Consider the following 24233-nt stretch of genomic DNA (forward strand, 5'->3'; position numbering starts at 1 on the left):
ATGAAAATTCTCTTTATAGGTGATATCGTTGGATCTTCTGGAAGAGAAATCGTGCGAGAACAACTACCTTTACTAAAAGCACAATACAATTTGGATGTAGTTATTGCCAATGGTGAAAATGCAGCGCATGGAAAAGGAATTACACGTAAAATTTATCGTCAGTTATTAGACTATGGGATTGATGTTGTTACGATGGGGAATCATACATTTTCCAAGAATGATATATATCAATTCATTGATGAAGCTGATCAAATGGTTCGTCCTGCAAATATGGAACCTTTAGATTATGGACAACATACGGTTGTTATTCGTAAGGATGGCAAACGCATCGCTGTTAGCAATTTAAGTGGTGAAGTTTGGATGAATAACGTGGTAGATTCTCCCTTCTTCTGTATGGAAGATATCTTAGCAGATATTGATGCGGATGTTTACCTTGTTGATTTTCATGGTGAAGCTACTTCAGAAAAGATTGCATTTACGTATGCTTTTGCTGGTAGAGTACAGTGTGTTGTGGGAACACATACACATGTACAAACAGCAGATGAACGTATTGAGAACGGTACGGCGGCTATTACAGACTTAGGGATGTGTGGAGCGTATTGTAGTGTGTTGGGTAGAGATGTAGAAGAAATCGTCACACGTTTCACTACAGATGAAAAAACAAAGTTTCAAATTGCTACAGGACCTGCAATATTCTGTGGGGCAATTGTAACAATTGATGACCAAACAAACAAAGCAACAAATATTGAACGAATTCAAATTCGTCCTATAGAAATGTGAGAGAGTAGAATCTAGAATTCTGCTCTTTTTTTGTTTTTAAATGGAGTTGGAAAATTTTTCTTAAGAGAATCTTTAAGAAAATGTAAAAATAAGTGAATAAAAACAGAAAGTTCCCCTTGGAAAATTGCATTTCACTTCCATGAATGTTAAAATTATCCTTAGAGAATTGAGGGGATAAAATGAATGTAACTGCAGTGATTCCAACACTAAATCCTACACGGAAGATTTTGCAGACTGTTGAACAATTGTGCACAGCAGGGTTTGAGAGAATCATTGTTGTAAATGACGGAAGTGATGCTTCCTGTAATCCAATTTTTAATGTAATCAAAAGTAATCCTAAATGTGTTGTTTTAAGACACGTTGTAAATAAAGGAAAGGGGAGAGCATTAAAAAGTGCAATGTCTTATTTTGGGACAAAACCATTGGACCATGTTGGTATAATTACACTTGACGATGATGGTCAACATGCTATTCATGATGTTGTTCATTGTGCGCAAAAACTGATCGAACATCCAGATAGTTTGATATTGGGTGTACGTGATTTCAATTCTAAGAATGTTCCACCAAAAAGCAAAATAGGAAATAAAATTACCAATGGAATTTTTGGCTTTTTTTGTGGTATCAAAATTAGCGATACACAAACGGGACTTCGTGGAATTTCATTTCAACATATGAAATTGCTAATGAGTGTTCAAGGAGAACGCTTTGAATACGAAACAAATATGTTATTAAATACAAAAAAATTAAAGATTAAAATTGAAGAAGTTACTATTGAAACGATTTATATGGATCAAAATTCAAAATCACATTTTCATCCTATTCGAGATTCTATTAAAATATACCGGCAGATATTTAAATTTGTTTTTTCTTCTGCTTTATCATTTATAATCGATATTTCTTTGTTTACTCTTTTGATTGCTATCTTACCTTTTTCTGAGAAAAATCTAATCATATTCTTCGCGGTATTGATTTCACGTGCAATCTCATCTTTAGTTAATTTTTATACGAATAAGACGATGGTATTTAAATCTGGTGCTAATACAGCTTCTTCTATTGTTCGTTATTATATGTTATGTATCGCGCAAATCATTGTATCATCCTTATTGATTATGGTGATGTCTGCGCCATTACCTAAACTTACCGTGCTGGTGAAAATTCTTGTAGATACATTTTTATTCTTTATTAGCTATAAGATTCAAAGAAATTGGGTTTTTCAATCACAGGAGACAAAAAAAGAAAAAAGTACAATCGCTCGTATTCTTTCTAGAGTATTGGTGTCTATTTTATCTGTTGTACTAACATTATGCATTGTGTTGGTAGTACTAGTGACAATGTTGTTGAGAGGGCCTTCTACACAGATGTCGAATACGATGGTCAGTACACTTATGGAAACAAGTGCATTGAAATTTATCCCGAAGATATATTTCAGTGAAAAAGAAATTAAACAAATTACAGAAGGAAATGATAAAGAAGTAAAGGAGTATATAGCGAAAGTAAATAAAGAGAATATTAAAATCGATGGATCTGCGTCTTCATCACAAAAAGATGTTGTGATTGAAGATGTACAAGGAAGTACTTTTAGTGGCAAAATGGTAATTTTAAAAGATCCATCTCGTTTGCATTTATTTGCTTCAAATCCAAATACGGGCGGAAGTGGGAAGACAGTTCTTGAAGTTATGAAAGAAAATGAAGCATTAATAGGTGTGAATGGGGGAGCATTCTTGGATATCAATGGGAGTGGAGATGGAAGTACACCTTTAGGTACAGTGATTAAGGATCATAAGGTAATCACCGGATATTCCAGTCAGCATCCTGTGTTAATCGGATTAGACGATAGCAATCAATTGTTTGTTGGAGAATGTACTCCTGAAGAAGCAATCAATAAGGGGATTCGTGATGCCGTTAGTTTTGGGCCAGTTCTTGTGAAAAATGGAGAAGTTGTACCACAAGCTGGTTCAGGGGGAGGTTTTAATCCTCGTACCGCGATTGGACAAAGAAAAGATGGAGCTATTTTACTTCTTGTGATTGATGGACGTCAACCACATAGTTTAGGCGCAACATATAATGATCTTGCTGTATTGATGAAAAAGTATGAAGCAATCAATGCAGGAAACTTAGATGGAGGGTCTTCCTCTGTGTTATACCAAAAAGAAGAACGTATCAACTCGCTATCCTCTGCAGTTGGGGAACGACCAGTTCCAACAGCGTTTTATTACAAATAGGAGGTAGCAGTCATGAAGAGAAAAAAACGTATAAAACAACCAATGACATTTAAGAGAGGGTTGTTTTATGTAATCGCAACGCTAGCTTCTATTGGTATTCTACTAACCGTGGTGTTGGGTGTGTATTTATATACGTATGAACATAATCATCCCAAATATTTGGTAGATTCCATAGTGGAAGAATACAAAACGAAAGAATTAAATTTTATCTTGGATAAGAGTGAGAAGAGTCAACGAAAAGATTTGAAAAATGCATTACCAAAGGTGCTAAAAAAAGATAAGCTATTTGCTTATCAAAGTTTTGAAGATAAGGATAAAATCGAATACACAGTTGTAAATAACAATCAAAAATTATCTACTGTAGTTATTGAAAAATTAAAAGATAAAGCATGGTTTGGTATTCAAAAGCTGCGTGTGAAAAGCATTGAACATTATCCAACGTTTCCTTATCGTATTCACTACTTTGCGAATACAACTTTATCTGTAAATGGTGAGGATGTTTCGAAAAAAGGAAAAGAAACAAGCACTAGTACGCAATTTGCTTCGATTGGATATAATGAAATAAAGACTTATACGTATGCATATGATAGCTTTTCTGCTATTGAGAATATGAGCGCAACCTATCAAGGAAAGCCTTGTACAAAAATTGTGGATAGTACTGGTTTTGATATATCTTTTTATCCAAGTATTCCAGATACGATAGGTTCCAATATAAAAACTATGTTAACACAGTTCTCTAAGGAATATGCACGCTATACAACATTGCGTGGAATTGGCTCTGGAACGGTGTTACAACATGTGATGCCCAATTCAAATTTAGCACGTTTGATAACTTCTTATTCGAACACATGGGGAGAAGTTAGCGTAGCGGATACATTTGGTGAGATACGTATTGGTAATCCAATTCAATATTATGATTACATTTACTCTTATGACGTACATTTAACGTACTATATTACAGCAGATAATGGGGATAAGAAAGAGTTCCCAATGGATTATCGGATGTATGTTGCTAGTACAGGATATGGTTATCAGGTATTTGATATGGAACATATTTCAAAGGAAGAGGCAAAAAGTGAAGAGGGTAGTGTTGCTTCACGTATCTCTCCTTCTTTATCAATAGGTAATGCTACACTTAATAATGCATGTGTAGATAATAATCGTTCTACTGGGTACACCTTTAAAGGGAATGATACATTACGTATTCAAAGTGAACAAGAAATTGGTTACCTCTATATTACATGGGGGAGTAACGTGAATAGTTACGCAATGAAAGCCAATAAGAAAACTACCAAACAAGGAAGTGATGGCTTTCTTCATGAGTTAATCAAAGTAGATAAAAATACGAAAGAGATTGAACTTTCTAAGTTGGATGGAAATGATATGAAAGAAATCGTTGTCTATTCAAAAGGGGAACTTCCGAATGATGTGCAAGATTGGAGTAAACCTTATAAGAAGAGTGATATTTTAGCATTTCCAACGCATGCGGATGATGATACCTTATATCTAGGTGCACTGATTAGTGAGTATGCCGCAAAAGGGAAGAAGATTCAGCTTGCCTTTCTTACAAACTCCAATAGTGCTGCAAATACAACGGATGTAGATGTTCGGCAACATGAAATGTTGGATGGTATGTGGGAGATGGGATTACGTGCCTATCCAATTGTTGGGGAGTTTCCAGATATTGCATCTCGTGATTTAGCACATGCGAAATCTGTATATGATACAAAAGCTTTACAACAATTTCAAGTGGCCAATATTCGAAGATTTCAACCTGCTATTGTAATTGGACATGATGAAAATGGAGAATATGGTCATGGTGTACATATGTTAAATACGGACTTATTAAAAGATTCTATCCATTTGGCGAAGGATGCTAGTTATGACGAAACTTCTTATAAAGCTTATGGAACGCATGCACCAAAGAAGACGTATTTCCATTTGTATGGTAAAAACCAAATTATGCTTGATGTACATCAAAAGATGGATGCACTACAAGGGCGTTCACCATTTGAAGTAGCGACTTCCGCTTATGGAAAACATGAATCTCAACATCAGTATACATTAGCAGTTGAAGATTTTGGGGTTGGTGATTGTCGTTTGTTTGGTCTATATGAATCTTCTGTGGGTTATGAGACTACGACGAACAATCTTTTTGCGGGCATAGAATAAACGTAATTTAAAAAATTGTGAAAAAGTGGTCAAGTTTTGCGTGTTAACTACTTGCAGATGTGTTTCGTTATGTTATAATAGATGTGGTTGTAAAAAAGGAGGAATTTAGAATGCCAGTTAATGTTAATGCAGATACTTGTATCGGATGCGGTGCTTGTGTTGGAGTTTGTCCAGTAGGAGCTTTATCTATGGACGCAGATTCCAAATCAGTTTGTGATGAAGGAACTTGTATCGACTGTGGATCATGCCTTTCTGCATGTCCAGTTGAAGCAATCTCTCAGTAAACCAAGCAATGCTTGGTTTTTTTAAGTAAAAAATCATCCGTTTGGATGTTCTATAGATGTGAAGGAGTATGAATATGGTAAAAAAACAGCCAGGTTGGGCACTACCCAATTTGAAAGAAGCACAAAAAAGAACGACAAAAGAAGCCGTTATTGAAAAGTCACTTTTTCAATTACCAGTTGAAATGAAACAGATTGGTTTAGGGAAGAAGTACTATTTACGTACTTATGGATGTCAAGCCAATGAACGTGACAGTGAAACATTGGCAGGTATCTTAGAAGATATGATGTTTACTGCTTGTGAATCTCCTGAAGAAGCAGATTTTATTTTGATGAATACATGTGCGATTCGTAAAAATGCAGAAGATAAAGTATTAGGGGAATTAGGTTCTTTGAAACGCTTAAAGAAAAATAAACCAGACTTGATTTTTGGGATTTGTGGGTGCATGGCACAGGAAGAAGAAGTCATAGATACTATATTAGAAAAGTATCGCCATGTAAATCTTATCTTTGGAACACATAATATTCATCGTTTGCCAGAACTTTTACACAATGTAATGATGAGTGGAAAACGCAGTGTAGAAGTACTATCTAAAGAGGGAGATGTTATTGAAAATCTTCCGGTGAAGCGTTTTGGTAAACATAAAGCATGGGTGAATATCATGTATGGTTGTGATAAGTTTTGTACTTATTGTATCGTACCTTATACAAGAGGGAAAGAGCGCTCACGTGCCATGGAAGATATCCTAGAAGAATTAAGAGTTTTAAAAGAAGAAGGATTTAAAGAAGTTAGTTTATTAGGACAAAACGTAAATTCTTATGGGAAAGATGCTCATATAGAAGGTGGATTTGCGAAACTATTAGAAGAAAGTGCGAAGATTGGAATAGAACGTGTTCGTTTTGTGACTTCTCATCCATGGGACTTTACAGATGAAATGATTGATGTAATTGCAAAATACGATAACATCATGCCTTTTATTCATTTGCCTGTACAAAGTGGAGATAGCGATATCTTGAAAATCATGGGACGAAGATATACACGTGAACAATATTTAACACTCTTCCATAAAATCAAAGAGAAAATGCCAGATTGCGCATTTTCTACGGATATCATTGTAGGGTTTCCAAATGAAACAAGAGAACAGTTTGAAAACACGTTATCATTAGTGGATGAATGCCAATTTGATAATGCGTTTACCTTTATATACTCTCCAAGAGAGGGAACACCTGCTGCAGCTATGGCAGATAATGTAGAACTTGCGGAGAAGCAAGAGCGTTTAGCGATTTTGAATGAGCGTTGGAACGCTTATGCGAAAGTGAAGAATGAAGCATATTTAGGAAGAATTGTAAAAGTCTTAGTAGATGGTGTAAGTAAGAAAAATGAAAATATTCTTTGTGGATATACTGAAACAAACAAATTAGTAAATTTCAAAGCGAAAAATGCAAAGCAGGGTGATATTGTAAATGTAAAAATTATTGCTTGTAAAACATTTTCAATGGATGGAGAAGAGTGCTAAAGAAAGTGAGAAATCACTTTCTTTATTTTGGACAAAAATAAAAAAAATAACGCATTATCGTGTTATTTTATGCTTAGTAATGGTATAATATCAATAGTTTATCATGTGAATTGAGAACAAGTTACAAGCTTTCCGATACATAACATAATAACAATAAAGTTAATGGAGGTATAATTATGGATCAAGTACGCATTTTTGCGCTTGGCGGATTAGACGAAAACGGTAAAAATATGTATATCGTAGAAATCAATGAAGCCATATTTATTATTGAAGCGGGATTAAAATATCCCGATACTGGGCAATTGGGAGTGGAATTTATTATTCCAGATTTCTCATATCTAGTAGAAAACAAGGACCGCATTGCCGGTATCTTTATTACGCATGCTCATGACGATGTTGTGGCAGCGTTACCTTACCTTTTAAAACAGGTAAATGTACCAATTTACACAGGAAATTTAACAGCGAATATCGTTCATGATATGTTGAAAAAAGAAGGCATCAAGAATGCGAAAATTCATCGTATGAAAAGAACGAGCAAGCAAGTAATCAATGGAGTAAAAGTTAGAACTTTCCCTATGACACATGCTTTTCCAGATAACTTTGGATTAGCACTTGCAACAGATCAAGGATATATCGTATATACAGGTGAATTTATTATTGATTACGATATGTTACAAGATGAATACTTATGTGATATTAATGAATTGAGTGAAATCGGTAAAAAAGGAGTTCTATGTTTATTGAGTGAATCTCAATCAGCAGATAGAAGTGGACATACAGCTCCTAATCATCGCATTACCAATTTAGTAGAACCAATCTTTGAAAGCAGTCCAACAAGAATTCTAATTTCTTGTTATGCACAAAGTTTGTTCCGTATCATTGAAATTATTGAATTAGCAAAGAAATACAATCGTAAAATATTTTTCCATGATAAGGGAATGCGTGAATTGTTAAGACAATTAGAATTGGTGAAGTACTATAACGTTCCTAGAGAAATGGAACTTACTGAGAAGACATTTAAAGATGATATGGAAGATGTTGTGGTATTGATTAGTGGGGATGGAAAGAATTTGTTCCGTACGATGTCTAATATAGCAAATCATGAAGATAAATATGTATCTTTCCGTACAAGTGATGCCATTATTGTTGCTTCACCGATTGTTTCAGGTACCGAATTAGAAGCGAACAATATGGAAAATGATATTTACCGTGAAGGTGGCAAGATTTTTACATTAGATTCTAAAACAGTATTATCTATGCACCCAAGCAGTGAAGATCTTAAAATGATGTTATATTTGTTTAGACCAAGATATTACATTCCTATCAAAGGAGAATACCGTCATTTATTTACCAATGCGAATTTGGCAATGAAGATGGGATTGTCTGCAGATCGAATCTTGATATTAGATAATGGACAGGTTGCCTTGTTTAAAGATCGTATTTTAAAGTCTGTTGCAGAACGATTAGAACTAGAAGATACTTTGATTGATGGAAAAGAAAATTGGGATGTTACAGGTGTTGTGTTAAAGGACCGTGAGGTTTTATCAACAGATGGTGTTATGGTGATTGGTGTTGGGGTAAATTTCAAAAACAAAGAAATTATCAATGGACCAGACGTTCAAACTAGAGGTCTAATCTATTTGAAAGATGCGGACTATATTATTAAAGAAGTTGGAAATATCATGGAAACTTGCATTGCGAATGCTGTGAAAGAACATCGTTATGATAATTTAACGGTGCGTGCAGAAGCAAGAGATAAGATTACGAAGTATTTAGTGAAAGAGACAGGGAAACGCCCTATGGTTCTTCCTGTGATTTTAGAAATAAATCTGTAATACTGTATTGAGGAGTGGAGGAAGTCATGGCGAAAGCAAAGAAGAGGAAATCGCAAAAACAAAAACAAGCATTAGAAAATGAAGTGTTGGTATATATATACTCTCTCGTCTTGATTGCTCTATGTATCATAGGCGGTTTGAAAATAGGATTTATTGGAGAACTAACGACAAGTTTCATTCAATATATTTTTGGAAATTTATATGGTGTCATTTATGGTGTTGTAATTGTATTTTGTATATTGTTGATGATGAAGAAATCAATTCGTGATATACCAATTAAATATATCATCGGTATTATAGTGATTATGTTAGGTTGGTTAATTGCAATGTCAATTCCAAAGGATCAAACCTTAAAAGGAATGGATATCTTTTCGAAGTATTTAAGTGATTCAGTTTTGATTTTCAAGAGTGAAGTGGCCGCGAGGGGAGGGTTCATAGGAGCCTTCTTAGTATCCATTTGTACGTTCTTATTTGATTATATGGGGACATGGATTATTGTTGGTGTTTTGGTTTTGTTAGGTGCTATTTTGATGTTGAATGGAAAAGCATTCGAGTATGTTAAGAAAGGGTTTGCCTCTTTGAAACGTCCGCTTGCTTTGATGAAGGAAAATAGCGCAAAGCGAAGCGTTATACGCGCGGAGAAAAAAGAAGTAAAACAAGCACAACGAAATGCTGCTGAAGAAGAAAAATTAAAACAAGAACAAGAAACGATGTTTCAACGTATTGATTTAGATCAACGAGTGAAACCTGGGCAAGTGTCTTTCTTGGATATCGATGATGATTTTGATATTACAAGTGATGCTAGAACAACACAATATGAAAACATAGACAAACTTAAAAAAGATGAAGATGTAATTGTTGATGATGATTTGGAAATTGGATTTAAAACACCACCAACAAGTAATTCACAATCTATAAAAGCTGATGAAAATACACGTATCATAGAAGAAACAATTGGTCGTAAAGATACCTTTGTGTCTTCTTACATAGAAGATTATTCGAAGTATCGTTTACCACGTCAAACCTTATTGAATGATATAGGCAAGAAGAATCGTTCTGTAAGTAACATCAATGCGGCAAATGATTGTGGAAGACGTTTGATTGAAATTTTGGATCAATTTGGTGTAAAAGCATCGTTGATTGCGACACATATTGGACCTGCAGTTACAAAGTTTGAAGTGAAACCAGATTTAGGTGTGCGTGTAAATAAAATTAGTAATCTTCAATATGATATTAAGATGGCTTTGGCCGCAAAAGATATTCGTATCGAAGCACCTATTCCTGGAAAGTCAGCGGTTGGAATTGAAATTCCAAACGTAGAAAAAACCAATGTAACTATGAAGGAATTGATGAAAAGTATTCCTGAGAAGTATGATGATAGTAAGTTGTTGTTTGCATTAGGAAAAGACCTGATGGGAAATAGCGTATATGGAGAATTGAACAAGATGCCTCACTTATTGATTGCGGGAGCAACTGGTAGTGGAAAGTCTGTATGTGTGAACTCTATTATTACAAGTATCTTAATGCGTGCAAAACCAGATGAAGTAAAAATGTTGTTAGTGGATCCTAAAAAGGTGGAGTTTACACCTTTTAAAGAAATTCCACATTTGATTGGTCCAGTTATTACGGATGGAGAAGAAGCCAATCGTGCATTGAAAGTAATTGTTACTATGATGGATAATCGTTATGAATTATTCTCTATGGCAGGTGTACGTAATATAGCAGGATATAATACATATATTGAAAATCATCCAGAGGATGGGTTACAGAAACTTCCTTGGATTGTTGTAATTATTGATGAGTTAGCAGATTTGATGTTAGTAGCGGCGAAAGAAGTCGAAGCAAGTATTCAAAGGATTACACAGTTAGCACGTGCTGCTGGAATTCACTTGATTGTTGCTACACAACGACCAAGTGTTGATGTCATTACTGGAGTAATCAAAGCAAACATTCCATCACGTATTGCATTTGCGGTAAGTAGTGCGGTGGATTCAAGAACGATATTGGATCAAATGGGTGCGGAAAAACTACTAGGGTATGGAGATATGTTATATACACCAATTGGTGAAACTCATGCGACTCGTGTACAAGGTGTATTCGTGAGTGATGGGGAAGTACAAGATATTTGTGATTATGTATCCAAACAAGCAAAACCAAAATATGAAGATGCTTTCTTACGACTAGAAATGTTGGATGGAGGCGTTGGAATTGCAAGTAGTAGTGAGCAAGCTGGAGACCCATTGTATGATGAAGTAAAAGAGTTTATCATTTCTACTAGAAAAGCAAGTACATCCCTTATTCAACGTAAGTTTAGTATTGGGTATGCACGTGCTGCAAGACTGATTGATACCATGGAAGAAAATGGAATCATAGGTCCAGCTAGAGGAAGTAAACCTAGAGAAGTTTATATAAAGAATGAGGAGGAGTATTATGAGTAGAGTAAAAGACATTATTAGCGATCCTACACTAACCTACCAGCAAGAAGTGCTGGCATTGGCTCGCTTGGCAGAAAGTGATGATGATTCATTATATTTAGAACCGGATTTCATAAAGGCATTAGACGAAGAAGTTCTTTGCGATTTGAATGAAGGAAGAGCTCCTTATCGACCACGTTATATTTTGCCTGATTATCGTATATTGATGGAAAAAGGATGTTCATTCTTAGGACTACAACCTGCAACTGACATATGGGAAGCATGCAATAATCTATTGATTATGTATAAGCATGTTCCTAGTATTACGTCTTTCCCTGTATGGTTGGGTAATTTTTCTGAACTATTAGAACCATTCGATGTAGATGAAGAAACAACAAAGAAGGCTTTGCGTTTGTTCTTGTTACATATCGATAAAACATTAACAGATTCTTTTGTTCATGCGAATATTGGGCCTGTAGATAATCGTGTTTCTAGAATTATTTTAGAACTAACGAAGGAGATGCAATTGGCAATCCCTAATATTACATTACTTTATGATCCAAATCGTACAACTGATGATTTTGCGAAAGCATGTGTGGATTGTATGCTAGCAACATCAAAACCAAGCTTTGCCAATGATGTAATGTATCGTGGAGATGGCATTGGTGAATATGGAATTGCAAGTTGTTATAATGCGTTGAAAGTTGGAGGTGGAGGTTACACATTACCTCGTATCCGTTTGTTCAATGTAGCGACAAAATCGAAAGGGAAAGAAGATTTCTTAAACAACGTTTTACCATATTATGTAAATCTTATGTTGAGAAATATGGATGCTCGTATACGTTATATCGTAGAAGAAAGCAATTTCTTCAAATCAAACTTCCTTGCAAAAGAAGGGTTTGTAAAACAAGAAAACTTTACAGGAATGTTTGGTGTTGTTGGGTTAGCGGAATGTTGTAATTACTTGCTTGGAATAAAAGATCCTAATCTTGGATATGGAAAGAGTGAAGAGGCAACTGCATTCGGTATTGAAGTGATGAATGTAGTAGAATCATTGGTGAAAAATCACCATGGTATGTATTGTGAAGGTTGCAATAATCAATACGTATTACATGCACAAGTAGGAATTGATTCTGATGGACGCGAAAATTCACCAGGAGCACGTATTCCAATTGGTATCGAGCCTGATTTAAGCGATCATATTGAAGTGGAATGTAATTTTCATAAATACTTTGTATCTGGTATCGGGGATATCTTCAAATTCGATGATACATGGAACAATACGCAAGATGCATTACTTGATATTATCAAGGGTGCTTTTGAACAAGGTATGCGATACTTTACAGGGTATAATGCAGACAATGATGTTGTTCGTGTTACGGGATACTTAGTGAAAAAGAGCGAAATCGAAAAACTAGATCACAAGGAAGCTAGTTTAAATAATGTTACTGTATTTGGACAAGGTGCTAGAAATACTGCGAATGCATTGGATCGCAGAATATATGATGAGAGCTCCCGTAAATAAAATCATTCCGTTTTCAAATGTAGATGGTCCAGGAAATCGCTGTGCCATCTTTTTTCAAAGTTGTCCATTTTCTTGTTTATATTGCCACAATCCTGAAACGATACATATGTGTCAACATTGTGGTGATTGCATTACAACTTGTCCTGTACATGCGCTAAAAATGGAAGAACAAAAGGTAGTTTGGGATGCATCAATTTGTGTGAATTGTGATCAGTGTATTCAAACATGTACACATTTGGCTTCGCCTAAAATAAAGAACATGAGTGTTGATGAAATTGTAGAAATCATTCAAAAAAAGAAAGCTTTTTTAAGAGGGATTACAGTAAGTGGGGGAGAGTGTATGAATCATGCTCCATTCTTGTTGGAATTGTTCACAAAAGTAAAAGCTATGGGTTTAACTTGTTTGATTGATAGTAATGGATACCATGATTTCGAGTCCTATCCAGAACTATTAGACGTATGTGATGGAGTTATGCTCGATGTGAAAGCATCTGATTCTGTCTTTCATAAAATGTTGTGTGGCTGTGATAATCAAACAGTATTAAAAAACTTATCGTTCTTGTTAGAAAAAGGAAAACTGGAAGAGGTAAGAACTGTAATTTTGCCCAATCAAGATGAACAAAATGAAAAGACGGTACGCTATGTAAGTTCACTTATTCATGATAATGTACGTTATAAACTTATACGTTATCGCAAATATGGTGTAAGAACAGAAGGTCTTGAAGTATTGGGGAATGTAAATGTGAGTGAAGAATATATAGCTCGTTTTGTGAATATTTGCAAAATGCTTGGTAATACTACAAATGTTGTGATATAACTATGACCTTTTCTTGATGTAAGGGCTTTAATTATTGACAAATACGTATAAAAAATGTAAAATTTCTATAGGACCATTAGGAAAGGTCAAGATGGAGGAAATTATGAACAAATTCAGTAAATTTGCTTTAGTTGCTGCACTAGCAACAACTACACTTGCGGGTTGCGGTAGTAGTGGTGACAGCAAGAAAGATGATTCAACATGTTCTATTCGTATCGGTTTCGTAACAGATACAGGTGGTGTTGATGACAAATCATTCAATCAGGGGTCTTGGGAAGGTATCAAAAAATATGCAAAAGATAATAATTTAGATGAAAGTTGTATTAAATACTTACAATCTAAGAGTGAATCTGATTATGAACCAAACTTGAGCCAATTGGCAGAAGATAAGTTCGATTTAGTTGTTGCGGCAGGTTATTTATTTGATAATGCAATGACAAAAGTTGCTGACAATTATCCAGATACAAAATTCTTTGTTATCGATACAGTTGTAGCAAAAGATAATGTTGAAAGTGGTGTATTTGCTGCTGAACAAGGTTCTTACTTAGCAGGTATGGCAGCTGCATTACAAGCAAAATCTCAAGGATCTGACAATGTTGGATTCATTGGTGGTATGGAAAGTGAATTGATTCAAGCATTCCAAGCTGGATTTGAACAAGGAGCAAAAGCAGTTGATCCTAACATGAAAGTTACAATCGACTATGCTGGAGCATTCGACAAACCAGATACAGGACAAACATTAGCTGAAAAACAATATGCTGCTGGCGTAAGCGTTATTTATCATGCTGCTGGTGGTACTGGTGGTGGAGTTATTAAAGCTGGTATCGCTCGTGCTGAAAAAGGTGAAAAAGTTTGGGTTATCGGTGTAGACCGTGACCAATATACAGATGGTGTTTATGGTAAAGATAAAAAATCAGTTATCTTAACTTCAGCACTTAAAAAAGTAGATACAGCTACATACAATGCAGCTCAGTCTGTTGTTGATAAAACTTATAAAGGTGGAAGTACTGTAACATTTGATATCAAGAATGATGGCGTAGGAATTCCTGCAGAAAATCCTAACTTATCAAAAGAAATCTTGACTCAATTAGAAACAGCTATCAAAGAAATGAAAGATGGCAAAATTGAAGTTTCTAAAACACCTTCAATCCCAACTGGGTCAACTAAATAATTCGTAAAATTAGATTAGATAGCTGAGCGAATTAGCTATCTTTTCTTTTGCTTTAATTGTATTTTTTAACATCTCAAAACAACTGAATTTGTGATATAATTAAAACAGAAAAATATATAAGGAGGTACATTATGGAATATGCTGTCGAAATGCTAAACATTACGAAAGAATTCCCTGGTATTCGAGCAAACGATAATGTGACGGTACGCTTGAAAAAAGGTACTATCCATGCACTGCTTGGTGAAAATGGTGCAGGAAAATCAACACTCATGTCGATTCTGTTTGGGCTTTATCAGCCAACATCTGGAATCATCAAAGTAAATGATAAAGAAGTAAAGATACAAGATCCTAACGTAGCAACGGATTTAGGTATTGGGATGGTTCATCAACATTTTAAATTGGTGGAGTGTTTTACAGTAACTGAAAATATCATATTGGGGATGGAACCTACAAAATACGGAATGGTGGATATTAAAAAAGCAACCAAAGATATTTTGAAGCTAAGTGATCAATACGGTCTTAAAGTAGATCCAAATGCAAAGATATCAGATATATCAGTAGGTATGCAACAACGTGTAGAAATTTTAAAAATGTTATATCGAAATGCGGATATTCTGATTTTTGATGAACCTACAGCGGTGCTTACACCACAAGAAATCGAAGAGCTTATCAAAATTATGCAATTGATGATCAAAGAAGGAAAAAGCATTTTGCTTATCACACATAAATTAAAGGAAATCAAACAAGTAGCAGACGAGTGTAGCGTATTACGTCGTGGAAAATACATAGGAACTGTAAACGTAAAGGATACATCTGAACAAGAAATGGCAGATATGATGGTTGGTAGAAGTGTTAATTTCAATATTGACAAGGCTCCAGCACAGCCAGGCGATGTGGTACTAGATATTAAAAATCTTACCGTTAAAAATGGTTCGGGATTGCCTGTTGTAAATGACTTCTCACTCCAAGTGCGAAAAGGTGAAATCGTTGGACTTGCTGGAATTGATGGAAACGGGCAAACAGAACTTGTTTATGCATTATCAGGGCTTATCAAAACTTCTAGTGGACAGATTTTATTAGATGGTAAAGACATTACAAATATGAGCGTGAAACAACGCTGTAAAGAAGGAATGGGACATGTTCCTGAAGATCGTCATAAACATGGATTGATTTTGGATTTTATGTTGAAAGAAAATTTTATCGTTCATGCATATAATGAAGCACCATTTTGTAAGAACGGTATTATGCAAGTAAAACCAATCGATGCATATGCCGAAGAACTTATTCAAGAATTTGATGTTCGTAGTGGAGAAGGAAAGAATACACCTACACGAAGTATGTCAGGAGGGAATCAACAAAAGGCAATCATTGCTCGTGAGATTCATCGTAGTCCAGAATTGTTGATTGTTGTACAACCAACACGTGGACTAGATGTAGGGGCGATTGAGTATATTCATAAAAGAATCGTAAGTGAACGTGACAATGGTCGTGCAATCTTACTTGTTTCATTAGAATTAGATGAAGTGTTGGATTTATCTGATCGCATCGCTGTTATTTATGAAGGTAGTATGTGTGGTGAAATGGACGCGAAATCTACCAATGAAAAAGAACTTGGATTGATGATGAGTGGTTCAAAGCGAAAGGAGAGTGCTTAGTACATGAAAAAGAATCGTGATACATTAAAAATATCTCTGATTGCAATTGGACTAGGGTTATTGTTAGGGATTATCATAATGCTTGTTTCCGGACAAAATCCTATGGACCTATTCAAAGCATTATTAAAAGGTATAACAGGTATCAGTCCAGAATATGGAACAGGATTTAATCCACGATATCTTGGCGAGTTTTTAGTAACTAGTATGCCAATCATATTAACTGGACTTTCCGTGGGTTTTGCTTATCGTACAGGTTTGTTTAATATTGGTGCAGAGGGACAGGTTATGGTTGGCGCAATGGCTTCCATTGTTGTGGCATTCTTAGTACCTCTTCCTCCAGTACTTCATGCAATTGTTGCGGTATTAGCAGGTGCAGTAGCGGGAGCTATCTGGGGATTTGTACCAGGTATTTTGAAAAGTAAATTCAATGTTCATGAAGTTGTAATTTGTATTATGATGAATTATACAGGTATGTATTTTGCGAACTGGATGATTCAAAAAATGCCAAATGCAACGGTATCAAAGACACCGATCATTCCGGAATCAGCTTCTTTAAGTTCTGAATTGTTGGAAAGTCTTACGAAGAATTCCAGATTGAACTGGGGAATTATATTCGTTATTATTGCGGTTTTATTGTATTGGTTCATTATAGAAAAAACAAGCTTTGGATATAGCTTGCGTGCGACTGGATTTAATAAAGAAGGTGCTCGCTATGCTGGTATGAAAGTTGATCGTAACATCGTGTACTCTATGATGATTGCTGGTGCGCTTGCTGGTTTAGCTGGTGCGATAGTAGCATTGGGTACATTCAATATGGGACGTGTATTATCATCGTTTGAAAATTATGGTTTTGATGGTATTGCGGTTGCTCTTACAGGAGCATGTAATGCGGTTGGAATTGTATTGGCTGGATTACTATTTGGTTTATTAAAAGTAGTACAACCGATCTTGCAGGTTGCAGGTATTCCAAAGGAAATTGGAGAAATTATATCTGCTTCTATCGTATTGTTTGTCGCAATGCAATATGGAATTAAGATGTTAATGAATAAGCTTTATAAGCGGAAGTCAAAAGTAGATGAAGGAGGTGACTCCAAATGAGTTTGCTTTATCAAATGTTTCCATTAGCCCTTGGGGTTGCAACTCCAATTATTATTTGTTCTTTAGGTGGTTTATTCTCTGAAAGAAGTGGAGTAGTAAACATTGCATTAGAAGGAATCATGTTGACGGGTGCATTCTTTGGTGCAACGACATGTGTATTCACTGCAGAATCATTAGGTAGTTTAGCTCCATGGGTATCTATTTTAGTCGGTATGGTAAGTGGTATTGCCATGTCTTGGATTCATGCATTTGCATCCATACGATTGAAAGCAGATCAAACTATTAGTGGTACTGCAATCAATATGTTGGCAACTGGATTAACTGTGTACTTATGTCAAATTATATTTGATCAACAACGTACACCTACCTTTACACAAACATTCTCTCGTATAGATATACCTGTGCTAAAGGATATTCCTTTTATAGGTGACCTATTCTTTACAAATATTTATCCAACGTTTTATTTAGCAATTGCTTTAGTGGCTATTACGTACTTTGTCGTATTCCGTACGAAATTCGGGTTACATTTACGCTCTTGTGGTGAATTTCCACAGGCGAGTGCTTCTATGGGTATCCATGTTGAAAAGATGCGTTATATTGGAGTATTAACTTCTGGAGCTCTTGGTGGTTTAGCTGGGGCAATTATGGTGTTATCCATGGATATTCAATTCACTGTTGGTTCTATTCATGGTGTCGGGTTTATCGCTATGGCATGTTTGATTTTTGGTAAATGGAAACCATTAGGATGTTTAGGCGCAGGAATATTCTTTGGGTTCTCACAAGTATTGTCAAATTATTCTGGATCCATTCCATTCTTGAGCGGATTCCCATCAGAATTCTTTTACGCAATACCATATCTGTTAACAATTGTCGCACTAATCCTATTCGCAAGAAAATCTATTGGACCTAAAGCCTCTGGAGAAATTTACGATTCAGGTAAGCGATAATTAAAAGATTGTTGTGAATTATTCTTTGAAATTTAATGTGAGTGAATAAAAATATTATGAAATTAATGAATAGGAGATGGTTGAGAGACTATCTTCTTTTCATATGTAATTACTACATGGCATATGTGATAATTTAAAATTTTATTCGAATGGAATAAAGCAAGATGATGGAGATTGAAAATTCTTAACATCATTTTGTATTAAGTGATATATTTTTGTTCTGTGAGTATGAAATGTTTGTTAGATGTAAAGGCGAATATAGTGAAGTGGTTAAGTGATTTATCTTATAACGATTTATTATAGATGGTGAAATTAAAAAAAATATTTCAAAATATTTAGGGTTTTAATATATTTTTTTCGTATATATATAATGAAGGGAGGTAATTGTATGAATGAAATAATTGCCAAAGATAGAGAATTTAAAGATTTAGTACATGTTATTCGTGGGCAACAAGTGATGCTAGATAGTGATTTGGCAAAATTGTATGGTACAGAAGTAAAAAAACTAATACAACAAGTAAAGAGGAATATTGATAAGTTCCCTGATGACTTCATGTTTCAATTAACTATGAGTGAGGCAAACGAGAGTGCAAGGTCACAAAATGTGACCTTGAACAAACAAGGTAAAAACATTAAATATGCACCCTATGTTTTTACTGAACAGGGAGTATACATGGTGGCAACTATACTGAAAAATGAAATAGCGACACAACAAAGTATTTATATTATGAGATCGTTTAAAGAAATGAAGCACTATATTGTTGAAAATCAGCAATTTATTGGCAATGAAGAAATACTAAAATTATCTAATCATATTATTGATCAAGATAAAAGAATTACAGGTATTGAAACTACTATGGCTACTAAAACGGACATTGATAAAATTATGGAAAACTTTATTGATGACAAAAAAATTAAAGAGAAACTATTTTTAAATGGGCAAGTATTTGATGCAGTAGAAGCTTATATTATGATATATAAACAAGCTAATAAAAACATTTATATAATAGACGACTACATAAATATAAATACACTAAGTTTATTAGCGCACAAACAAAAGAATGTTGATATAACGATCTTTACTGGGAATAAAAGTGAACCTAAATTATCAAAGATCGAAGTAAAGAAATTTTATATTCAATATCCATCTTTATCTATAAGATACACAGATAAAGTACATGATCGATTTATTGTGATTGATTATGGCACTGATAATGAAAAATTTTATGTATGTGGAAGCTCTAGCAAAGATGCTGGACAAAAAATATGTACGATTATACAATTGTATGATAAAGCAAAACTGCATTTCATAATAGATGAACTATTAAAAAGTAAACTTTATGTATTTTAAAGAAACTCTTATTTTTATAAATGAATATTTTAAATTTATTACTTGATTGTTGCGTATAGTGTATGAAGGTTATATAACTTTACGAAACTATTATACGAAGGATAGATATTGTGATTACATATAATATTAATTGAATTCGTACGTAAGAAGGTATCATTGTAACGTTTAACAAGTATCACAACATGAAAGGATTGTTAATTTTTTTAGTTAAAAGTTACTTTGCGAATGAGATGCTTGTATATTAGAGTTGCATTCTCGTCTTTACATATAAAATATGGTACAATAATACAGTATGTATAAAAACAGTTTTTAGCATTTGTAAATAGGAACATACTAATGTTATGGAGGTAACACTATGGTAATAAATCAAGGAGTTAATTTGCATATATTGTCTACAAAGAAATTTAAAGACATTGGAATAAGCATTCGTTTTATGAATACTTTGGATAAAGAAAAAGCACCTGCAAGATCTTTGTTGGCATTGTTGTTGTGTGATCGTTGTGCAAAATATGATACTAAACAAAAAATGAGTTCTCATTTGGATACTTTATATGGGGCATCTCTTTCAGCACAAACGATGGGATATGGAAAATCTCAAGTCATGGAAGTACGTATGAAAACAATGAATCCAAAGTACGCAAGTGATGGGGATGCATTGATGAGTGATATTTTTTCTTTTCTACATGAGATTTTATTTCAACCGTTGATCAAACAAGAAGTGTTTGAAGAAGCAAAGAGTATGTTGTTGGCAAAGATAGAACGAAATGAAGATGATCCTGCACAATATGCAATATCACAAGGCTTAAAACAAGCAGGAAAAGGCACGCCTCTTTCTTTGTCTGCACTAGGTGAAAAAGAGAATGTAATGGCATTAACGCTACAAAATATAGAAGATGCTTATCATGAAATGATAGAACAAGATAGTATTCATATGATTGTTTGTGGAGATGTAGAAGAACAAGGGATTCGTGAAATGGTGCAGAAATATTTACCGTGCAAGGATAGAAATGCATTCGTTGAAACGTATTATACAGTATCAAATTCCATCCATGATGAATATAAAGAAGCTTATAAGAATATTTCTCAGACAAGTATCATGATGGTATGGTTTAGTAATACTAGCGTGATGGATGAACATTATTATGCATTACGTGTAGCAAATGCAATCTTTGGCCAATATTCCACATCATTCCTGTTTCAAGAAGTTCGTGAAAAGAATAGCCTGTGTTACTCTATCTTTTCAAATCTTATTTCTTATGATGGTGCCTTAGGAGTAACTACGGGTGTAGAGAAAAAATACATCAAGAAAACGATTGCGCTTATTCGTAAACAGTTTGATCGAGTTGTAAATGGTGAATTCGATGATGCATTACTTGATGTAAGTAAACAGATGATTATCAATTCCTTAAAAGCAAGTAAAGATAACATGAATTCTTTGATTGCTTTACAGTTTCAAAATGATGTGTTAAGTCGTCATGATACAACAGAAGACATTATTCAAAAGGTACAAGAAGTAACACGCGAACAAGTGATTACTATGATGAAAAAGTGCGAATTAAAGATGACATTTGTATTGACACAGGGAGGTGATGATCATGAAACAAATTAAGAATGATCGTTATCAAGAGAGTTATGTAGAAGAAACTCTAGAGAATGGTTTGCATGTGGTTATATGGGAAAAACAAGATTATGAGAAAAGCTTGTTCATGATGGCAACGCCACTTGGTGCCATGGATATGAAACAAGTAGATGAACAAGGAAGAGAATATCATTTTCCTGCAGGGATTGCACATTTTCTTGAACATAAGATGTTTGAAATGGGTGAAGAAGATGTCATGGATTTGTTTTCAAAAATGGGAGCGAATGTAAATGCATTCACATCCTATAGTGAAACAGCATATTATTTTTCTACAAGCAATGATATTTATAAACCATTGGAACTTTTATTAGACTTTGTACAATCTTTGCAAATAACGAAAGAATCGGTTGAGAAAGAAAAGGGTATTATTGTACAAGAATTGAATATGTATAAACAAATGCCAGATAATCGATTATTGATGGAAACATTCTCTTCGCTTTATAAAAATCACCCATTAAAATATGATATTGGTGGAGATGATGAAAGTGTAAATTCTATTACATTGGAACAATTGGAAGAATGTTATCGCATGAACTATCATCCAAGTACAATGGTACTTGTAGGAGTAACCAATCAAAATCCTGAAAAGGTACTAGCGGCTATTAAGGAAAATCAAAAGAAGAAAGATTTTCCTGAAATATCAAATGTACATCGTTTGAAGTATGAAGAACCAAAAGAGGTGCATCGTAAAAATTATAGCTTCACGATGGATGTATCTATACCTAAAATTGCGTATGCATATAAACTCGAAGGTGTAAAAGAGGCACTAGATCGTGCACGAAGAGAGTGGTGTTTGAAAACGATGCTGGACGCTTGTTTTTCGACATTAAATCCACTCTACCAGGATTGGATTGATCAAGGAATTATCAATGATTATGTGGGATGTGAAGTGGATCTTGGAGAAGATCATGGAATGTTGATGTTCTATGGAGAAACAAGAGATGAAGAAGCATTTGAAAAGATTGTATCTCAAAGTGTAGGAGCGATTGCGAATGCAAGTATTAGTGATGAAGTGCTTCAACGTTTAAAACGACGTTATTTTGGACAATCTATTCGAAGTTTGAATAGTTTTGATGATATTGCGATTACCTTTGTACGTAATTACTTTGAAGGCTTGGATTTCTTTGAAGCTATGGATGTGTTGTATGATATTAACAAAGAAGATATTATTGAAGCATGTGCATGTCTTAGTGGAGTCGATGTTTGTAAGGTAGAATTAAAGCCAGAAAAATAGGAGTAAATTTGTACGTATTTGTATAGGAAGTGTAAAAAGAGGCCACTTGAGCCTCTTTTTTATATTTTATATCATATTTTATCAATGAATTTACAAATAAGTGAGTTTGTGAAGATTGCATATTTTACGGATAATATAAGCAATAAGGGAGGGATGCCTATGCGGTAGGTGAGCGGTGGAATAAAAAAACAAAGAAAGGAGTCGATACTATGAATATCGTAGCATTTGTTGGACAAATCGTTGAATTACCAAAGTTACGTGAATCTGCGCAAGGAAATAAGTTTGCCACTATGGTGGTTAGAGTTGGTCGTCCATTCCCAAATAGTGATGGAGTGTATGAACAAGATGATTTAACCTTTACCTTGTGGAAAGGGATTGCGGAAACCACGACCCAAATTGCAAATGAAGGGGATCAAGTCGCAATCAAAGGTAGATTACAATCTCATACATTTGAAGGGAATGATGGCTTAACACATCGTTCTTATGACTTGATTGCAGAAAATGTTTCGTTCTTGTCAAAAAAAGAAGTATAAAAAAATCCAGTTTGCACTGGACTTTTTTTTACGACTATCTGTTGTAGAATTCTACTACTAACAATTCGTTGATTTCTGCATTCAACTCACTGCGTTCTGGAAGACGAAGGTAAGTACCTTTTTTAGCGTCTTTGTTTACATCTACGAAAGCCACTGTGTTCAATGTTGCTTCTAAAGCTTCATTGATTGCTTTCATGCTTTGTGATTTTTCTTTTACTTCGATAATTGTTCCTGGTTTTGCAACGTAGCTAGGGATATCCACTTTTTTACCATTTACTAAAATGTGTCCGTGGTTAACAAGCTGACGAGCAGCACGACGAGTACGAGCAAATCCCATACGATATACAAGGTTGTCTAAACGAGATTCCAACAAGCATAAGAAGTTGTCACCCTTAACACCTTTCATCTTACTAGCTTTTGTGAATGTGTTGTAGAACTGACGTTCATTCAATCCGTACATGAAACGAATTTTCTGTTTTTCACGAAGCTGTAATCCGTAGTTTGTAAGTTTGATACGTTTTGTAGGTCCATGTTGACCTGGTGCATAAGCACGTTTTTGAAGCTCTTCTCCAGTTTCTAGAATAGAGAATCCTAAACGACGGGATGTCTTCCAAACTGGTCCTTTTACTCTTGACATTATATGTCCTCCTTATTGTTTCAGCTACAAAACAATAACGATGCAAACATCTTAAACTGTGTTTCTTTCCATGATGCTTTCACCCTAGCGAAAGGGGTACTCGCGATACCGTAGAATCTACGTAAGAAACGCTTTTTCTAAGACTTTACATTCCGCTATCCATTTTATTGCCACTATACTATACCAAACATGCCTATAGATGTCAATCAGAACTTTCTTTACTAATCATGAACTAAAGAAATCATATGATTCTATAAATTGTCAAAAAAAGTGTTTATAGACCCGGAAGTTTTACACTTGAAAATCAACAAAGTAAGTTATCATGGCTAAATAAGCCATTTTTTTGTCAAACATTTTGTATTTTATATTCGTACTTTGTCGTAATATATGCTATAATGTATGTAG

The 24233-nt window shown here is 34.6% G+C and carries 18 protein-coding genes; 17 read left to right on the plus strand and 1 reads right to left on the minus strand.

Annotated features, from left to right (window positions below; genetic code table 11):
* The 17 genes from ACWG0P_RS11395 (at nucleotide 1) to ACWG0P_RS11475 (ending at nucleotide 23191) form a co-directional block, all read left to right on the plus strand.
* Nucleotides 1–780: a TIGR00282 family metallophosphoesterase gene (locus ACWG0P_RS11395; RefSeq protein WP_455801821.1), complete on the plus strand. Its 780-nt coding sequence runs from the start codon at nucleotides 1–3 to the stop codon at nucleotides 778–780.
* A 179-nt stretch (nucleotides 781–959) separates the two neighbouring features.
* On the plus strand, nucleotides 960–3002 hold the full coding sequence (locus tag ACWG0P_RS11400) for a phosphodiester glycosidase family protein (RefSeq protein ID WP_455801822.1): 2043 nt from the start codon (nucleotides 960–962) through the stop codon (nucleotides 3000–3002).
* A gap of 12 nt (nucleotides 3003–3014) precedes the next feature.
* The gene (locus tag ACWG0P_RS11405; protein ID WP_455801823.1) at nucleotides 3015–5174 is read left to right on the plus strand and encodes a PIG-L deacetylase family protein; all 2160 of its coding nucleotides are present in this window, start codon (nucleotides 3015–3017) and stop codon (nucleotides 5172–5174) included.
* An 83-nt stretch (nucleotides 5175–5257) separates the two neighbouring features.
* Nucleotides 5258–5458: a 4Fe-4S binding protein gene (locus ACWG0P_RS11410; RefSeq protein ID WP_455791864.1), complete on the plus strand. Its 201-nt coding sequence runs from the start codon at nucleotides 5258–5260 to the stop codon at nucleotides 5456–5458.
* Nucleotides 5459–5532: 74 nt separating this feature from the next.
* Nucleotides 5533–6972: a tRNA (N6-isopentenyl adenosine(37)-C2)-methylthiotransferase MiaB gene (gene miaB, locus ACWG0P_RS11415; protein WP_455801824.1), complete on the plus strand. Its 1440-nt coding sequence runs from the start codon at nucleotides 5533–5535 to the stop codon at nucleotides 6970–6972.
* Nucleotides 6973–7148: 176 nt separating this feature from the next.
* The gene (locus ACWG0P_RS11420; RefSeq protein WP_455791863.1) at nucleotides 7149–8807 is read left to right on the plus strand and encodes a ribonuclease J; all 1659 of its coding nucleotides are present in this window, start codon (nucleotides 7149–7151) and stop codon (nucleotides 8805–8807) included.
* A 26-nt stretch (nucleotides 8808–8833) separates the two neighbouring features.
* A complete protein-coding gene (locus tag ACWG0P_RS11425) occupies nucleotides 8834–11245 on the plus strand; it encodes a DNA translocase FtsK (protein WP_455801825.1) in 2412 nt (803 codons plus the stop codon).
* Nucleotides 11238–12746, plus strand: coding sequence for a YjjI family glycine radical enzyme (locus ACWG0P_RS11430; RefSeq protein ID WP_455801826.1), 1509 nt, complete (start codon nucleotides 11238–11240; stop codon nucleotides 12744–12746). Before ACWG0P_RS11425 ends, ACWG0P_RS11430 begins: the two co-directional genes overlap by 8 nt.
* The gene (locus ACWG0P_RS11435; RefSeq protein ID WP_455801827.1) at nucleotides 12724–13563 is read left to right on the plus strand and encodes a YjjW family glycine radical enzyme activase; all 840 of its coding nucleotides are present in this window, start codon (nucleotides 12724–12726) and stop codon (nucleotides 13561–13563) included. Before ACWG0P_RS11430 ends, ACWG0P_RS11435 begins: the two co-directional genes overlap by 23 nt.
* Before the next feature lie 103 nt (nucleotides 13564–13666).
* The gene (locus ACWG0P_RS11440; RefSeq protein WP_455801828.1) at nucleotides 13667–14734 is read left to right on the plus strand and encodes a BMP family lipoprotein; all 1068 of its coding nucleotides are present in this window, start codon (nucleotides 13667–13669) and stop codon (nucleotides 14732–14734) included.
* Between the two features lie 131 nt (nucleotides 14735–14865).
* On the plus strand, nucleotides 14866–16389 hold the full coding sequence (locus ACWG0P_RS11445) for an ABC transporter ATP-binding protein (RefSeq protein WP_455801829.1): 1524 nt from the start codon (nucleotides 14866–14868) through the stop codon (nucleotides 16387–16389).
* Nucleotides 16390–16392: 3 nt separating this feature from the next.
* On the plus strand, nucleotides 16393–17487 hold the full coding sequence (locus ACWG0P_RS11450) for an ABC transporter permease (RefSeq protein ID WP_455791852.1): 1095 nt from the start codon (nucleotides 16393–16395) through the stop codon (nucleotides 17485–17487).
* On the plus strand, nucleotides 17484–18434 hold the full coding sequence (locus ACWG0P_RS11455; RefSeq protein WP_455791850.1) for an ABC transporter permease: 951 nt from the start codon (nucleotides 17484–17486) through the stop codon (nucleotides 18432–18434). The genes ACWG0P_RS11450 and ACWG0P_RS11455 overlap by 4 nt, the downstream gene beginning before the upstream one ends.
* Nucleotides 18435–18822: 388 nt before the next feature.
* On the plus strand, nucleotides 18823–19785 hold the full coding sequence (locus ACWG0P_RS11460; RefSeq protein WP_455801830.1) for an ORF6N domain-containing protein: 963 nt from the start codon (nucleotides 18823–18825) through the stop codon (nucleotides 19783–19785).
* Nucleotides 19786–20140: 355 nt separating this feature from the next.
* Nucleotides 20141–21394, plus strand: coding sequence for an EF-P 5-aminopentanol modification-associated protein YfmF (gene yfmF, locus ACWG0P_RS11465; protein WP_455801831.1), 1254 nt, complete (start codon nucleotides 20141–20143; stop codon nucleotides 21392–21394).
* A complete protein-coding gene (gene yfmH, locus ACWG0P_RS11470; RefSeq protein WP_455801832.1) occupies nucleotides 21381–22658 on the plus strand; it encodes an EF-P 5-aminopentanol modification-associated protein YfmH in 1278 nt (425 codons plus the stop codon). The genes yfmF and yfmH overlap by 14 nt, the downstream gene beginning before the upstream one ends.
* A 209-nt stretch (nucleotides 22659–22867) precedes the next feature.
* Complete coding sequence (locus ACWG0P_RS11475; protein WP_455791842.1) at nucleotides 22868–23191, plus strand: single-stranded DNA-binding protein; 324 nt, start codon at nucleotides 22868–22870, stop codon at nucleotides 23189–23191.
* A gap of 34 nt (nucleotides 23192–23225) precedes the next feature.
* Here ACWG0P_RS11475 and rpsD read toward each other — a convergent pair whose 3' ends face one another.
* Complete coding sequence (rpsD, locus tag ACWG0P_RS11480) at nucleotides 23226–23828, minus strand: 30S ribosomal protein S4 (protein ID WP_455791840.1); 603 nt, start codon at nucleotides 23826–23828, stop codon at nucleotides 23226–23228.
* Nucleotides 23829–24233 lie beyond the last annotated feature (405 nt).

The sequence above is a fragment of the Amedibacillus sp. YH-ame6 genome (assembly GCF_053848845.1).